Below are 15,405 nucleotides of genomic sequence, written 5' to 3'. Positions count from 1 at the left end.
GGGAGCGTGCAGGGGGCGCATTCGCGTCGCAGGTGGCGACGTCGAGGTGCCGAGGACGCGTGGTGGACACGGCGAGGACGAATCGCCGCCACGGCGCGGATCCCGTACCGCGTACGGGTGTTCGCGGGGTGCGGACACCGGTGCGGGGGCGCATTCCCCTGCCCGTAAGCGGCTCCGTCGCCTCTCTGTGACGCGTTCTTCGTGGCAGCATGTGAACCGTTCGTGCGGTGCACTGGTTGTCCACAGCCTGTGGAGGCGTCCATGCGGTGGTTGGTGGGATGGAGCAGCACCGCCGCGGGGACCGCCGGCATCGGCTCCGCGGGCGCCACCGGATACGACGGCGAGACCGTGCACCCGGTGGGCTCCCAGCTCCTGTGGGGCGACCCCGATCCGCTGTGGGCGGTCGGCGACTGGCGCCCGGACGAGGTCCGCACGGTCCAGGCCGACCCCCAGACCCGGATCGCGGTCCTCGGCATCTGCGGCGCGAGCGACGAGGAGCTGCGGCTCGGCCTGCTCACCGCGCGCGGCGGGGCACTTCGGCATCTGACGGCCTGGCCGGGCAGTTACACCGCCGTCGTCCAGGTCGGCCGCCGGGTCACCGTCTGCGGCGATCTCGCGGGCGCCCGGCCGGTGTTCTACACCCCGTGGGCCAACGGCACGGCGTACGCCACGGCCGCACTGCCGCTCGCGGACCTCATCGAGGCCAACCTCGACTTCGGACACCTCGCCGCCCTCCTGGCCGCGCCCGACGTCCCCGCCGCCCTGGACGACTCCACCCCCTACGCCGGCGTCCGGCGCATTCCGCCCGGGCACGCGCTGATCCTGCGCGCCGGAGCGCGCGAGGTCGCGGGCTACGAACCGGTCGCCTCCCTCGCCGTGGCCGCGCCCCCGGTCGACCCGGACAGCGCCGTCGACGCGGTCCGCGACGCGCTCGTCGAGGCCGTGCGGACCCGGCTGGCCGCCCCCCGGCACGTCCCCGGCGCCGACATCGACCCCGGGCCGGTGCCCGGCATGGGTCCGGCCGAACGGCGTGCCGCGCGCGGGATGCCGGTACCCGGCATCGGCGCGGACCTGTCCGGCGGACCCGCCTCCAGCACCCTGGCGCTGCTGGCCGCCGGACTGCCCGGCATGCCGGGGACCGTCCTGGGGCACGGCACCGGCGCGGGGGAGCGTCTGCTGGCGGTCACCTTCAACGACCTGGCGTCCGCCGGCCGGGAGGCCGAGGTGGAACGCGCGGGAACGCTCGCGGCCAACCCGCGACTGCACCACGTGGTGGTGGCGGGCGGCGAGGAGACCCTGCCGTACGCCGACCTGGACGGCCCGCTGACCGACGAACCCGGCCAGTGCCTGGTGACGGCCGCCCGCCACCGCGCCCGGCTCGCCTCCGGCAGCGCGGACCACTTCACCGGGTACGGCGCCCGCCAGGTCCTGGACGCCCACCCGGCCCGCCTGGCGGACCTGCTGATGGACCGCAAACGGCGCCACCTCGTACGCCCCGTCGCCGCGCTGGCCAAGGCGGACGGCTCGGTGCTGGTCCCCGCGCGCGTGTACGGCGCCGCCCGACGGCTGGCGCGCACCCCGTACCGGGCGGGTGTCGAGGGCCTCGCCGAGCGCCTGCTCCAGCGCCGCTTCGACGAGCCCGGCGGAGCCGCGGAGGCGTCGCTCGCCGCCCTCGCCTGGGCCAGACCGGGGCCGGCGGCCCGCTGGCTGACCGGCGAGGCCCTCGCCGACGTGTCGGTCCGCCTCCAGGGGGCGACGAACCGCGCCGGGGGCGGGCCGGGCCAGCGCCCCGGCGACTTCCGCGCGCGGACCGCCCTCGCCCGGCACGCGGCGGACCTGCGCATCCTGGAGCAGGCCGTCGAGATCCGCTTCCAGCGCCTGCACGCGCCGTTCCTCGACAACCAGGTCGTCCGCGCCTGCCGCACCCTCCCGGAGACCCTGCGGGTACGGCCCGGCGCCCGCGCCGAGATCCTGCGCACGGTCCTCAAGGGCGCGGGCATCGCCGACCTCCCGCCCGGCTGGGGCGCCCCCTCCCACGCGTCGGCGGCCGCCGCCACGCGCACGGGACTGCGGGTGGCCGCGGGCCCGCTGATGGAACTGTTCGACACGCCCCTGCTGGCGCAGGCCGGGATCGTCGAGGCGCGCGTCGTGCGCAAGGCCCTGCGCGGCGCCGCGGCCGGCGAGCCGCTCCCCCTCGACGGCCTCGCCGACCTGGTCTCCCTGGAACTGTGGCTGCGCCGCCTGCTGGCCCGCCGGGGCACCTGCTGGACGGGGACACCGGCCCGCGCGCGTGCGGTACCGGCCGGGATCACCCGGGTGATCCCGGCGGTGGAACCGGTACGGGGAGCCCGGGGCCTGACGTAGCCGACGCACGCGCGCGTGCGGTGCGGCCCAGGGCATGGGTGCGTCGGTGCGTCGGCATGGCGAGGGCACGCGCGCGTGCCGTCGTCGAGGGCACGGGCGCGTGCAGGCGCACGGGCGTGGGCACCGGTGCGTGCGACGCCGGGCGGGTGCGTGCGGCGCGGAGCGGGGGCACGGAGAGCGGGCGGCCACCGCACCACCCTTCCCACGCGGCCCGGCAAACCCCGTGCCCCTCACCGGCCCACCAGGGACAATGACCCGGTGCGGTACAGAATCCTGGGGGTCACCCAGGCGGAGGACGACCACGGCGGTGTCGTACCCCTGGGCGGCCCCCGCCTGCGGGCCCTGCTCACCGCCCTCGCCCTGCGACCGGGTCGCGTCACCCTCCCGGAGACCCTCATCGACGAGGTCTGGACGGACGACCCGCCCCAGGACGCGCCCGCCGCGCTCCAGGCCCTGATCGGCCGGCTGCGCCGGGCGCTCGGCCGGGACGCCGTCACCTCGGAACCCGGCGGCTACCGGCTCGCCGTACCCGCGAGCGACGTGGACGTCTTCGTCTTCGAGCGGCTCGTACGGGACGGCACCGACGCCCTGGCCCGCGACGACGCCCCCGGCGCCGTCCGCGCCCTGGACGAGGCCCTCGCCCTGTGGCGCGGACCCGCCCTCGCCGACCTCCCCGACCGCGCCGCCGCCGCGACCCGGCCCGAAGCCCTGCGCCTGGAGGCGACCAGGGCCCGCGCCGAGGCGAGCCTGCGGCTCGGCCGCGCCCACGAGGTCGTACCGGAGCTGAGGGAACTGACCGCGGCGCACCCGTACGACGAGGCCCTGCACGCCCTCCTCGTGCACGCCCTGCGCGACACCGGCCGCACCGCCGACGCCCTCGCCGCGTACGAGCACGCCCGCCGCGCCCTGGCCGACGGACTCGGCACCGACCCCGGACCGCAACTGCGCGCCCTGCACGACGAACTGCTGCACCCGACGCTCCCGGCAGCGGACGGCGCGCGGCCGGAACCCGTGCCCCGGCCGGAACCCGTGCCCCGGCCGGAACCCGAGCCCCGGCCGGCCCGGCGCACCGGCAACATCCGGCCCCGGCTGACGAGTTTCGTCGGCCGGGAACCCGAACTCGCCGCGATCCGCTCCGACCTGCACAGGGCCCGTCTCGTCACCCTCACCGGACCGGGCGGCTCCGGGAAGACCCGTCTCGCCGAGGAGGCCGCCGCCGGCCTGCCGGAGGCGTGGCTGGTCGAACTGGCACCGCTCGACCGGCCGGAGGCGGTGCCGGGCGCGGTGGTCAGTGCCCTCGGTCTGCGCGAGACCGTGCTCATGACCAACGAACTGGCGGCCCAGCAGGACGACCCCGTCGCCCTGCTGGTGGAGCACTGCGCCCCGCGCGGCCAGCTCCTGATCCTCGACAACTGCGAACACGTCATCGGCGCGGCCGCCGCCCTCGCGGAGACGCTGCTGACCCGCTGCCCGGGACTCACGATCCTCGCCACCAGCCGTGAACCCCTGGGAGTCCCCGGCGAGTCCGTGCGACCGGTCGAGCCGCTCGTCCCCGACCAGGCACACCGCCTCTTCACGGAGCGCGCAGCCGCCGTCCGTCCCGACTCCGACGCCGTACTCCGTGACACGCGGGCCGTCGCGGAGATCTGCCGCCGGCTGGACGGGCTGCCGCTCGCGATCGAACTGGCCGCGGCCCGGCTGCGCCTGCTCACCCCCCGGCAGATCGCCGACCGCCTCGACGACCGCTTCCGCCTCCTCACCTCCGGCAGCCGTACGGTCCTGCCCCGCCAGCAGACCCTCCGGGCCGTCGTCGACTGGTCCTGGGACCTCCTCGACGAACCCGAGCGGACCCTGCTGCGCGAGGTGTCCGTGTTCGCCGGCGGCTGGGACCTGGAGGCCGCGGAGGCCGTCTGCGGCGGACCGGTCGCCGAACTCACCGGGGCGCTGGTCGACAAGTCCCTGGTCGTCGCCACCCCGTGGCAGCGGGACGACGGCACCGCGGGCATGCGGTACCGCATGCTGGAGACCATCCACGAGTACGCCACCGAACGCGCCGCCGAGGTACCCGGACTGCGCGCCGCCGCCGAGCGCGCCCACCGGACCTGGGCGCGCGAACTGGCCGAGCGGGCCGAACCGCTGCTGCGCTCCGCCGAGCAACTCGTGTGGATCTCCCGGCTGGAGGCCGAGCTCGACAACATCCGCACCGCGCTGGACCGGTCCCTGGCCGCCGCCGACGAGTCCGAGGCGGGGACCCTCGTCCTCGCCATGGGCTGGTTCTGGTGGCTGCGCAACTACCGCCACGAGGCCACGGGATACCTTGACCGCGTCCTGCGCCTGGGGGCCGCCCTGGACACCGCGGACGGTGCGCCGACCGTCCTGCCCCCGCTCGACTCCGTCGACCCGGTCGAGGTCTACCTCTCCTCGCCGGACGGGGAGGAAGACCACCCGCTGCGGGCGCTGCGGATGGACGTCCGGATGCTGCACCTCTTCCTGACGATCGAGTCCGAGCCGGTGCATCTGCTGCTGAACGAACGGTTCGCGCGGTATGTCACCCGGGTGCAGGACGTCTTCAGGGCGGGCGGTCCCGCGTCGGCCCGCATGCCGGGTCTCGTCTGGCCGATCACGACGTACGCCCTGTCCGGTCCGGCCGACGTCCGCTCCGCCATGGACCGGGCGGTCGACAACGCGCGCCTCCACGGCGGTGACTGGGAGATCGGGGTCGCTCTGATGTTCCGTACGCACCTCGTCGTCGACACCCCGGGCAACCTGCGGGGCGTCGACGGCGACGTGGCGGAGCTGCGGACGCTCAGCCGGCGGGTCGGCGACCGCTGGATGCGGGCCCAGGTGTGCAGCGTGGCCGGCGAGGCGGCGATGGTGCGCGGCCGGTTCGAGGAGGCCAGGGGCGAGTACGAGGAGGCGCTGCGGCTCGCCCGCGAGGTCGGCGCGTACGCCGAGTCGCCGTTCCTCGTCGCGCGGCTCGCGGAGATCTCCTACCGCTCCGGAGACCGGCCGGGCGCCCTGGCCGGCCTGGACGAGGCCACCGAGGCGGCCGACCGGTACGGGGTGTCCGACTCCCGCGCCTACGTCCTGCTGCTGCGGGCTCTGCTCAGCCTGACCGACGGGGACTTCGCACGCGCCCGCGAGCTGTGCGACGCGGCCCGCGCGGAGACGGGCCGGGCCACCCCGCCGCCACAGTTCCTGGCGATGCTGGACGCGCTCGACGCCATGGTCACGGCCGACGAGCAGGGCCCGGAGCGCGCCCTGCCGATGCTGGCCGACACCCTGCGCGTGGCCGTGGAGACGCGGTGTTCCGAGATGATCCTGTCGGCGCTGGCGGATCTGGCGTCGGACCTGCTGGCCCGGCTCGGCGACCACGCGCACGCGGTGCGGCTGCTGGCCGCGGCCGACCACTGGCGCGGCGGCCATCCCCGGCTCATGCCGGAACGCGCCGAGGCCGACCGGATCCAGGCGGCCGCCCGCGAGGCCCTGGGCGCCGGCCCGTACGACGCCGAGCGCACCCGGGGCGCCCGCCTCACCGTCTCCGACGTCCTGGACGAACTCGGCTCACGAGTCCCGTGAGCCCCGCACCTCGCACTCCTACGAGCACGTGAATCGCGACTCCGCCCAGTCCGCCGGCGCCACGGAGCCGAGCGGCCCGCGCGGTTCCACCACGAGCCGTACGGTGTGGCGCCCCGAGAGGTCGACATGGACGGGCACGGCCGTCTCGCCGCCCCGGACCGTCGCGGACCTCCACAGGCGCACCTCGTCGGCGTAGACGGAGAAGCGGACCGCACCGAGACCCAGGGCCCTGTCGTCGACGCCGACCAACGCGTCGTAGGCGGAGCAGGCGCGGTTGAGGTCGATGGTGACGGAGGAACTGCCGTGCACGCTCACGCCGGTCGGGTACCGCCTGCCGGCGATCGACAGGCCGGAGCGCTGCCACACCCAGCTGCTCTCACCGAGCCGCATCTCCGGCGCGGAGCCGTCGCCACCGACGTCGTACGTCAGCTCGCTCCACCGGTACACGGCCGGGGGAGGCGGTGTCGGGGTCGGTGTGGGCGCCGGGGGCTGTTCCGGCTCCGGCTCCTGCTCCGCTTCCGTCGGCGTCGGGGCCGGGCGGGCCGGAGCAGCAGGGGTGGCGGTCGGCTTCGGCTCGGCGGTGGGCGCCGGGGGCGGGGTGGGCGTCGGCACCAGCACCACCGGCTCGGCCGCGGGCGGCTTCTTCGACGGCGCGGGCGTGACGGACGGTTCCGGTGCGACCGCCGGAGCGGAGGAGGGCCGTGCCGCGGCCTCGGGCTTCTTCGCGGGACTGTCCTGGCCGACGAGCGCGAGGGCCACCGCGGCCGCCACCACGGCGACCACCCCGGCCGCGATACCCGCCTTCACGGGCGCGCCCAGCGCCTCCGACGCCACCGCGCCCGCCCCGGCCCCGCCGGACGAGCCGCCGCTCGCGGCTGCCGCCCCGCCGCTCGCGGCTGCTGCCCCGCCGCTCGCGGCTGCCGCTCCGGCCGCGCCTGCCGTTCCCGCTCCACCGGCGATGAGCCCGAGCGCCTTGGCGTACCCGGCGGCGCCGAACCAGCCGAGGACGGCGATCGGCACCACCGCGGGGATGCCGCTGGCGACCTCCTCGATCTGCGTCGCGGCCAGTCGGCACCTGGCGCACTCCTCCAGGTGCTTGCGCAACCCCCGCTCGGCGCGGGTGCGCAGTTTGCGACGGGCGTAGGTGCCGAGCTGGTCGGTGTAGCGGGCGCACTCCTCGTCGCCGGCGAGGGCGGTGCTGACGTGGGCCTGGAGATAGGCCTGCTTGAGGCCCTCCCGGGCGCGGCTGGCGAGCACGCGCGTGCCGTTGGCGTCGAGCCCGAAGAGCGTGGCGACCTGGCTCGGCGACTCGTTCTCCACCTCGGTGTGCCACAGCACGGCCTGCCATCGCTCGGGCAGTGACCGGAAGGCCCGCATGGCCATGGACTGCTCGGCCTCGTGCAGCGCGCGGACGTCGGCACCCAGCTCCAGCGTGTCGTCGTCGGACATGTCCGCGGGGCGGGCCGACCCGGCGGCGAACACCGCGAAGTCGTCCACGAGCTGTTCCCGTTTCGCCGACCGCGTCCAGTGCGCGGCGACGCGGCGGACGGAGGTGAGCAGATAGGCGCGCACGGCGTACTCGGGGCCGGAACCGCCGCGCACCGCCTGGAGCATGCGGGCGAAGACCTCGGCGGTGAGGTCCTCGGCGGTGTGGGCGTCCCGGCAGCAGGTGCGCGCGTACCGGCGCACGGCGCCCGAGTGGCGCCGGTAGAGCTCCTCGTAGGCCGTGTCGTCGCCCGCCCGCATCCGGTCGATCAGCTCGGCGTCGGCCGGCGGCAGCTCCACGAACAGCGGCGGCCGCGTATGAGGTGGCAGTTCCTGAGGCGGAAGAGCCCCGTCCACGCGCCGATCACGCTGCGCCGGAACAGTGCCCTCACCGGAAACCGGGACCCCGCTTCCTCCCGGGACCGGAAGGCGACCTTCCACCGAAGCGGGGCGATGGCCTTTCGCCGTGGCCCCGCCACGGCCTTCGACCGAGGCGGGGCCACGGCCTTCCGTGGGAGTCGGGGAGCCGTCCTGCGGCGGCGTCGCACCCGTACCCTCGCCCGGAGCCGGGACACGGCTCTCGCCCGGAGGGGGGACTCGGCTCTCGGCGGGAGTCGAAGGACCGCCCTGCGATGGCGTCGGACCTACGTCCTCGCCCGGAGCCGGGACACGGCTCTCGCCCGGAGCGCGGACTCGGCTCTCCGTGGGAGTCGAGGGGCCGCCCTGCCGCGGAGTCGGGCTCGTGCCCTCGGCTGAGGCCGGGCCGCGGCCCGGTGGCACGTCGGTCCGGCCGCCCTGGGCCGGCACCTGCGGCGCGGCCAGACCGTCGGTCTGCGCGTCACCGTCTTCGCGTGCCTCGTCCCGCCCGTCAACGCTCATCGCGGAAAGCCCCCGCCGCCTGCACCGCCAGTCCCGACCACCGCGTCAGAGTGCCACGGCGGCCTCGGCCGGGACCCTGCGATTCAGGGCATCCACTCGTCCGTGGGGATCTTTCGCCAATCGGTACTAACTCTCACCCGAACGGGGGATGTTCAACCGAATACCCGACTCGACCGCCTCACCGCAGAGCTGAGCAGCCGAGTCGCCGGCTCCCCCGCTCGGACAGCCGGACAGCCGGGCGGGCAGACTGCCCCAGAACAAGGCCGCGCGCCCAGCGCCTCGCGCCCCGCACCACCTCCACGGGTCACCCGCCGGGCCGAAGCCCGGCAGGATCCCCCGTTGCGTACTCACGCCGACCGGGACCGCAGCCCCTCCAGCAGGATGTCCAGCAGCCGCGCCGAAGCCGCCGCCTGCTGCGCGGCGTCCGGCAGCGAGGGCGCCGCCGTCGCGATCACCAGCAGTACGTCCGACACCGACACGTCCGTACGCAGCTGGCCCGCGGCCCGCGCCCGCTCCACGAGCCGGCCCACGACCTCCAGCAGCGCCGCCGCCCCGGCGTCGTCGACCGCGCCGGCCCCGAGGTCCTCGGACACCAGCCGCAGCTCACCCTCGTCCGGCTGCGTCCGCTGCGCGGGCACCCGGGTGTCGTCGAGCGCACCGGAGTCGGCCTGCTCGTCGGCGACCCCGACCCGCAGGACCTGCGGAGGCAGCAGCCGCCCGGCACCCGAGGCCACCGAGGTGCGCAGGAAGCGCGAGAGCGCCGACCACGGCTCGTCCTCCTGCCCGAGCGCCGTACGGGCCTGGTCGGTCAGCCGGGAGGTCTCCTCCTCGGCTATCCGCCGCACCAGGACGTCCTTGCTCGGGAAGCGCCGGTACACGGTGCCGACCCCGACCCGGGCACGCCGCGCCACGTCCTCCATCGGCGCGCCGTACCCCAGCTCGCCGAAGACCTCGCGGGCCGCCCGCAGTACGTGTTCGAGATTGCGCTGTGCGTCCACACGCAGCGGCGTGGTGCGCGCTGCGTCCCCGCGTCCGTTGCTCGCCGCGGGGGCGAGCGTGGATGCGGACGACCAATGAGAGTCCTGAATGTGCATAAGTGATCCCCCGGTAATGACGTCTCCCCCCGGAGACTCTCCCCGCCATCGAAATTGCCGGAGCGTACGGACAGGCCTCGTGCGCCCGGCCCCGCCCTGCGGGAATCCCGTCGGCCCTCTCGGACCGGCCGGCCCCGGCGAGCCCGGTGCGCGCCTCCCCTTGCACCCCGTCGATACACGAACATAGTTGAGTGGGAGTCAATTCAGAAGGGGCAGGTTCCGCACGGAGCGCCCCCCGATCGGAGTACGGGCCGTATACGTCCTGAATCCACCCCTTACGGCCCCCGGCGCACATCCCCTGACCTGCGCACCTTCTCCGAACTCCGGCGATCCGGCCAACTCGGGGCAGCTCGGACGCGCGGTCACACAATTTGCCGGGCCTGTGGACAAACTCCGGCGGGGGGTGCGTCATGGGACGGTGAAGGAACGTGCGCGCATTCTCGTTGTCGGCGGCGGCTACGTCGGGATGTACACGGCACTGCGGCTCCAGCGGCAGCTCAAACAGGAACTCCGCCGGGGAGAGGCCGAGATCACGGTGGTCACGCCGGATCCGTACATGACCTATCAGCCGTTCCTGCCCGAAGCCGCCGCGGGCCTGATCTCCCCACGTCACGTCGTCGTACCGCTGCGCCGGGTGCTGCCCCACTGCCACATCGTCATCGGCGAGGCCACGTCGGTCGACCACGCCAAGCGCACCGCCACGGTGACCACCCTCGCCACGGACGAGGAGGGAACGGGCCCGCGACAGCTGACGTACGACGAGCTCGTCCTCGCCCCGGGTTCCGTCTCCCGCACACTGCCCGTTCCGGGTCTCGCCGACTACGCCATCGGCTTCAAGACCGTCGAAGAGGCCATCGGGCTGCGCAACCACGTCATCGAGCAGATGGACATCGCCTCCTCCACCCGTGACCCCGCGATCCGCGACGCGGCCCTCACCTTCGTCTTCGTGGGCGGCGGCTACGCCGGGGTCGAGGCGCTCGGCGAGCTGGAGGACATGGCCCGCTACGCCGCCCGCTACTACCACAACGTCAGGCCCGAGGACATGAAGTGGATCCTCGTCGAGGCCTCCGACCGCATCCTGCCGGAGGTCGGCCAGGCCATGGGCCGCTACACGGTCACCGAACTGCGCCGCCGCAACATCCAGGTCCTGCTGGGCACCCGTCTGGAGTCGTGCGCGGACCGGGTCGCCGTACTCAGCGACGGCCAGCGCTTCCCGACCCGCACGGTCGTGTGGACGGCCGGCGTCAAGCCCCACCCGGTCGTCGCCGCCACCGACCTCCCGCTCGACGAGCGCGGCCGCCTGAAGTGCACCGCCGAGCTGACGGTCGACGGCGTCACGCACGCGTGGGCGGCGGGCGACGCCGCCGCCGTCCCCGACGTCACCGCGGCGGAGCCCGGCAAGGAGACCGCCCCCAACGCCCAGCACGCGGTCCGCCAGGCCAAGGTCCTCGCCGACAACATCGCCCGCTCCCTGCGCGGCGAGCCACCGCTGACGTACTCCCACAAGTACGTCGGCTCGGTCGCCTCCCTAGGCCTGCACAAGGGCGTCGCCCACGTATACGGACGCAAGCTCAAGGGCTACCCGGCGTGGCTCATGCACCGCGCCTACCACCTCAGCCGCGTACCGACGGTCAACCGCAAGGCACGCGTGCTCGCCGAATGGACGCTGTCGGGGCTCTTCAAGAGGGAGATCGTCTCACTCGGCTCACTCGAACATCCTCGTGCGGAGTTCGAACTGGCGGCCGGTGGCAAGCCTTCCGACGACCCGAAGGGGTCGTCCTGACCGGACTCAGGAACTTCCCCGGCCATCCCGGCGTCTGACGAATGTCGGGCCGGACGGCCACCCTGCCAGACTGACCCCCGAGCCCCGGGCGAGCCCGCCGCTCGCCCCGTGAACCCACGAGGCTGTTCCCCCAGTGCTGCATTTCACGGTGCTGCGACAATGTGCGGCCACCGCCGCGCGGCCACCGGAGCCCCGGCCGGGTCCGGAGCCGGCCGACGACGACTACACGAGGCAAGGATTCGTGAACTTCACGCGCTGGAGCGCCCGGCTCCCCGGAACGCAGCGCCGCGCCGCAGCGCGGACCGACCACAAGGTCACCCCGGACCGGCGGGGCGACGGCTCCGTGCCCGCGGCCCGCGCCGAACACCTCACCGACGGGCCGCCCACCGCGCCCGTGGTCGACGAACTCCCGGTGCGCGAGGTCCTCGACCGCGTCCCCGCCCTCGTCGCCCTCGTCCACGGCCCGGACCACCGCCTCGCCCACGTCAACGACGCCTATACGACGGCCTTCGGCACCCGCCCGCCCGGCGCGCCCGCCGCCGAGGCCCTTCCGGAGCTGCGCGAACTGGGTCTGCTGCCGCTCCTCGACCAGGTCCTGCGCAGCGGCCGGCCCCGCACGCTGAAGTCCCGCAAGGCCCCCGACGGCCGCTCCTACACGTTCACCTGCACCCCGGTCGCCAAGGGCGGCGACGGCGACGACGGCGTCCTGGTCTTCGCCACCGACGTCACCGACCACGCCGAGGCCGCCGAACGCCTGCGCGCCAGCGAGCGCCGCCAGCGCGAGACCGCCGTCACCCTCCAGCGCTCCCTCCTCCCGCAGGAACTGGAGGAGCCCGACGACCTGCGCATCGCCGCCACCTACCAGCCCGGCGGCACCGAAGCCGCGGTCGGCGGCGACTGGTACGACGTGATCACGCTCGGCGGCGGCCGCACGGCCCTGGTCATCGGCGACGTCATGGGCAGAGGCGTACGCGCGGCGGCCGTCATGGGCCAGCTCCGCACGGCGGTCCGCGCCTACGCCCGCCTCGACCTGCCCCCGCACGAGGTGCTCCAGCTCCTCGACGGCCTCGCCACGGAGATCGACGCCAACCAGATCGCCACCTGCGTGTACGCCGTCCACGACCCGAACGAGGGCCGGCTCGTCTACGCCTCCGCCGGCCACCTGCCCATCCTGGTCCGCAGCGACAACGGCACCGTCCTGCGCGCCGACGAGCCGACCGGCCCCCCGCTCGGCACGGGCGGCTGGGTGCACGCCTCGGGCTCGATCCCTCTCGGCCCCGGCTCGACGGCCGTCCTCTACACGGACGGCCTGGTGGAACGCCGCGACGAGGACCTCGACGAGGGCATCGCCTCCCTGGAGCGCGCCCTGGCCGGTGCGACCGGCACCCCCCAGGTGGTCTGCGACCGCCTCGTCCGCTCGGCGGGCGTCACCGCCGACCACGACGACGACGTGGCCGTCCTGGTCCTCCAGCACCCCGCCCGCACCGGCGCGGACAGCGAGCTGTTCCGCAACGCGGCCCTGGAACTCCTCGGCGGAGTCGAGGCGGCACCCCGCGCGCGTGCCTTCGCCTCCGGCGTCCTGACCAGCTGGCGCTTCCCCACCGAACTCCACGACCTGGGCGTCCTGGCGGCCAGCGAGCTCGTCGCCAACTCCCTCCAGCACGGCACCCCGCCCATGCGCCTGCGTCTGCGCCGCACCGACCGCCGCCTCATCGTGGAGGTCACCGACGGCGACGACCACCTGCCCCGCCGCCGCCGCGCGGAACCCGGCGACGAGTCGGGCCGCGGCATCGCCATCGTGGCGACGATCGCCTCCAACTGGGGCAGTAGACGGACACCGGGCGGCGGAAAAGCGGTCTGGTGCGAGTTCGTCCTGCCGAAGGCCGCCGAACCGACCGGCTGAGCCCGGCCGACTCGGCCGTACGGACGACAAAAGCGGCGGTCGCCCTCCCGGACGACCGCCGCCTCATCTGTCTCACACGTCCACGGCCACCGGCTCCGCGGGCGCCCCGCCCCGCGCGACCACCCGGCCGCGCCCGAGCCACGGCTGATCCTGTACGTCGGTCAGCCGCCGTCCCAGCCGTACGCCGAGGACGGTGATCCCGAGCGAGAACAGCAGGAACGTCACGACGTACGGCGCGTGCAGCGAGGCCCCCATCGGCCCGCCGACAGCCGGACCGATCGCCAGCGCCAGCTGCTTGACCAGGGCGAACGCCGAGTTGTACTGACCCGCCATGCCCTCCGGGGCCAGATCGGCGACCAGCGGCGCGACGGTCGGCGACAGCATCGCCTCCCCTAGCCCGAACAGCGCGTACGTCGAGACGAACGCGGCCGTCGCCATCTCCTGGCTGCCGTGACCGAGCCCCGCGTACCCGGCCGCGACCCATGCCACGGCCCAGACCAGCCCCACGGCCGCGATCACCCGCGAGCGCCGTCGGCGCTCGACGAACCGCAGCACGGCGAACTGCGCGACCACGATCATCGCGGTGTTCGCGGCCAGGGCCGTGCCCAGAGCGGACGGGGAGATCCCCGCCGCCTCCACGCCGTAGGCGCTCAGCCCGGACTCGAACTGTCCGTAACAGGCGAAGAACAGGACGAAGCCCAGCACGCACAGCTGCACCATCGCCCGGTTGCCGAGCAACTGCTTCCAGCCGCCCCGGGCCGCGAGGGCGGGCGCGTCCCCGATCCGCGGCGAGTGCGGCATCCGCACCGTCGACATCACCACGGCCAGCAGCAGGAACACCGCCGCCTCGATGCCGAACAGCAGGGTGAAGGAGGAGACGCGGGTGGTGTCGACGAGGTGGCCGCCGATGAGACCGCCGACCCCGAGCCCGAGGTTCTGGAGGAAGAACTGAAGGGCGAAGGCGCGGGAGCGGGTGTCGGACGTGGAACAGTCCACGATCATCGTCGCCAGCGCCGGCTGCATCACGGCCTGTCCCGCGCCGAGGGCGACAGCGGCGCACAGTACGGCGGTCGCGTTGCCCGCGAGCCCCAGGCCCAGAGCGCCCAGGGCGGCGGTGACCAGGGCCGTGAGCAGGACCGGCAGTGGGCCGCGCCGCACGATCGCCCGTCCGGCGAACGGCAGCACGATCAGCGCGGACACGGCGAAGACGGCGAGTACCAGACCCGCCGTCATGGCCCCCAGCCCCCGCACCTGCGCCACATAGACGTACAGGTAGGGGACGGTGAAGCCGAGCCCGAACGCGCTGAGTGCGTTGCCCACATGGATCCGGCGCATCGCTGCGCCCATCGCCCTGGTCACGTTCACCTTTTTCGAGTTGGCGAAGCCCAGCCGTTAGGACTGAAGACTTCAAAGCTAAAGTTCGAAGCTAAACAGTACACGTTGAAGGACTTCGACGCGAAGCGGCCCGTGCCATACTGCGGACATGGGCGATACCCCCGGCGGCCGACTCGGCGAGCCCACACTCGAAGAGCAGATCGCGGCCTACCAGCGCGAGTTCCAGGACCTCGACCCCCAGGTCGAGAAGATCGTCTCGGCGCTGTCCCGTCTGAACCGCCGGATGAACGTCGCCTATGGCCGCCAGACCGCCGCCCTCGGCATCAGCAATGCCGAATGGGAGGTCCTCAAGGCCCTCGTCCTGTCCGGCGCCCCTTATCGAATGGGCCCCAGTGATCTGGCCAAGCGCCTGGGCCTGACCCCGGCCGCGATGACCCACCGGATCGACCGCATGGTCACCGAGGGTCTGGTGACCCGGGAGCGCGACGAGTCCAACCGCGTCCGGGTGATCGTGGAGCTCACGCCCGAGGGCCGTGGCATGTGGCTGGAGGCGATGCGCCTGGCGTCGGGCTTCGAGGAGGACCTGCTCCAGGACCTGTCCGCGGAGGAGCGGACGGTGCTCGGCGAGGTCCTGACCAGGCTCCTGCGCAGGGTGGAGCACGCCCAGCCGGACGCCGGCGGTCGGCTCAGCGACCTCGACTGAAAAGATCTTGACAGGGGGCGGTTGACGGCACCCTGCCGGATGCGTATAGTTCTCCGGGTTGCCACGGAGCCGTATCGGTTCTGCGGCGGCGTCTCCTGCCGCGGATGCGGCGACAAACCATCAGCATGATCCTCCGACGGGGTTCTTTTCGGCGTGTCCGAATTTGAATTCGATATCGGGGTTCGGCGGGTTCTGGCCGACTCGAACGGGTCGATTGGGAATCGCCGGGAAGATCCGCTAAGGTTTGGGACGTCGGAACGGCCCAACGGCCGGGAAGGCA

Annotated in this window: 8 protein-coding genes; 5 read left to right on the top strand and 3 right to left on the bottom strand. The window is 74.3% G+C overall.

Features of this window, described 5'->3' with window-relative positions; genetic code table 11:
• The first annotated feature begins 261 nt into the window (after positions 1–261).
• Positions 262–2,364, top strand: a complete 2,103-nt coding sequence (locus ACZ60B_RS02500) for an asparagine synthase-related protein (protein ID WP_469383580.1) — start codon at positions 262–264, stop codon at positions 2,362–2,364.
• 258 nt (positions 2,365–2,622) lie between these two features.
• Complete coding sequence (locus ACZ60B_RS02495; protein WP_469383578.1) at positions 2,623–5,943, top strand: AfsR/SARP family transcriptional regulator; 3,321 nt, start codon at positions 2,623–2,625, stop codon at positions 5,941–5,943.
• 18 nt (positions 5,944–5,961) lie between these two features.
• Here the strand turns inward: ACZ60B_RS02495 and ACZ60B_RS02490 are convergent, their stop codons facing one another.
• A complete protein-coding gene (locus tag ACZ60B_RS02490; RefSeq protein WP_469384065.1) occupies positions 5,962–7,689 on the bottom strand; it encodes a sigma-70 family RNA polymerase sigma factor in 1,728 nt (575 codons plus the stop codon).
• Between the two features lie 965 nt (positions 7,690–8,654).
• On the bottom strand, positions 8,655–9,401 hold the full coding sequence (locus ACZ60B_RS02485) for a TetR/AcrR family transcriptional regulator (RefSeq protein ID WP_469383576.1): 747 nt from the start codon (positions 9,399–9,401) through the stop codon (positions 8,655–8,657).
• A 466-nt stretch (positions 9,402–9,867) separates the two neighbouring features.
• Here ACZ60B_RS02485 and ACZ60B_RS02480 point away from each other — a divergent pair, with 466 nt between their 5' ends.
• Positions 9,868–11,184, top strand: a complete 1,317-nt coding sequence (locus ACZ60B_RS02480; protein WP_469384064.1) for an NAD(P)/FAD-dependent oxidoreductase — start codon at positions 9,868–9,870, stop codon at positions 11,182–11,184.
• Positions 11,185–11,425: 241 nt separating this feature from the next.
• On the top strand, positions 11,426–13,087 hold the full coding sequence (locus tag ACZ60B_RS02475) for an ATP-binding SpoIIE family protein phosphatase (protein ID WP_469383574.1): 1,662 nt from the start codon (positions 11,426–11,428) through the stop codon (positions 13,085–13,087).
• A 72-nt stretch (positions 13,088–13,159) separates the two neighbouring features.
• Here ACZ60B_RS02475 and ACZ60B_RS02470 read toward each other — a convergent pair whose 3' ends face one another.
• The gene (locus ACZ60B_RS02470; protein ID WP_469383573.1) at positions 13,160–14,446 is read right to left on the bottom strand and encodes an MFS transporter; all 1,287 of its coding nucleotides are present in this window, start codon (positions 14,444–14,446) and stop codon (positions 13,160–13,162) included.
• Between the two features lie 124 nt (positions 14,447–14,570).
• On the opposite strand from ACZ60B_RS02470, the gene ACZ60B_RS02465 reads away from it, so the two are divergent.
• Complete coding sequence (locus ACZ60B_RS02465; protein ID WP_351616058.1) at positions 14,571–15,125, top strand: MarR family winged helix-turn-helix transcriptional regulator; 555 nt, start codon at positions 14,571–14,573, stop codon at positions 15,123–15,125.
• The last annotated feature ends 280 nt before the right edge of the window (positions 15,126–15,405 follow it).

The organism is Streptomyces sp. NPDC104096 (genome assembly GCF_055584385.1).
Note: the sequence above shows the minus strand (reverse complement) of the source record. Positions and strands in the feature narration are given on the sequence as shown.

Coding starts and splice junctions, on each gene's coding strand:
- ACZ60B_RS02500 (WP_469383580.1), top strand. CDS start 262: ATGCGGTGGTTGGTGGGATGGAGCAGCACCGCCGCGGGGACCGCCGGC.
- ACZ60B_RS02490 (WP_469384065.1), bottom strand. CDS start 7,689: ATGCGGGCGGGCGACGACACGGCCTACGAGGAGCTCTACCGGCGCCAC.
- ACZ60B_RS02485 (WP_469383576.1), bottom strand. CDS start 9,401: ATGCACATTCAGGACTCTCATTGGTCGTCCGCATCCACGCTCGCCCCC.
- ACZ60B_RS02480 (WP_469384064.1), top strand. CDS start 9,868: ATGTACACGGCACTGCGGCTCCAGCGGCAGCTCAAACAGGAACTCCGC.
- ACZ60B_RS02465 (WP_351616058.1), top strand. CDS start 14,571: ATGGGCGATACCCCCGGCGGCCGACTCGGCGAGCCCACACTCGAAGAG.